The following is a 947-nucleotide window of genomic DNA, read 5'->3' as shown; positions in this document are numbered from 1 at the left end:
TCCATTTCCAAAACAGAAGTGCCAGCTCCCGCGAACACGGATGCGGACATACAGAAATTATTTCACGCTGATAATGAGTGGGACGAAGACTTTTCCAAAATCGGCATGATCCTTTATAAAAAAGACACCATCGTCGTTAAACCGGAGATTTACATGGAAATCCTCTCCTCTATCGACCTATTCAAAGATAATTTTATTGGCAAAAAAATTGAGCTCACTGGCTTCGTTTATCGTGAAGACAATATGGCTAGCAATCAATTTGTCGTCGGCCGATTTGCGGTTAGCTGTTGTTCCGCGGATGCGACTCCTTATGGCGTTATGATTGACTTCCCCACTGCCGCTACCTACTCCAAGGACATGTGGGTCAAGGTCACGGGTACTGTGCAAAATGGCAGCTATAATGGCAACGATATTTTCATCATCAAAGCTACGCAAATTGATAAAATTACCGCGCCGAGCTCCCCGTATGTTTATCCTAACTTTGAACCGTTGAAGGAGCTTCAATGACGGATGATTAAAGGGAACTCTGTTCCCTTATTTCAGCGATAATCGCAATTTCGAGGTGGTTGGGGAACTACAGGGTCTTATCTCATCCCAACCACCCAAATTTCTGCCCACAGCGACGAAATAACGGACCACAGTTCCCCAAATAAGACGGATACGGCTATTTTCAGCAAAATAACGGCCTGTAGTTCCCCCTGCTGGGTAGGCGGTGCGGGGGATGTTGTTGCAGGTGCCGCGAGTGATAGGGGAGTGGCGACTTATGTCTGGCGCTATACAAATCCTGCAAAAGGTGCAGCTAATTTGGCGGAAGTCATAGATTTGGACTCATTTCCTGCAAAAAGTGCAGCTAAATTGGTGATTTCTGCGGATATCGGGTAAAAGGCAATGAATAACATGTACTTTTTACATGTTTATCGCTAGAAACGGCAAAAGTGAGATCATTT

1 protein-coding gene is annotated in these 947 nt (G+C 45.1%); it reads left to right on the top strand.

All coding sequences use genetic code 11. The features are described from left to right. A partial coding sequence (locus tag AC1DUA_RS39155) for a TIGR03943 family putative permease subunit (protein WP_477504808.1) occupies positions 1–507 on the top strand: 507 nt, incomplete at its 5' end. Between the last annotated feature and the right edge of the window lie 440 nt (positions 508–947).

The organism is Paenibacillus sp. 01T422 (assembly GCF_056398785.1).
This window is presented reverse-complemented; position numbering and strand designations above follow the sequence as displayed.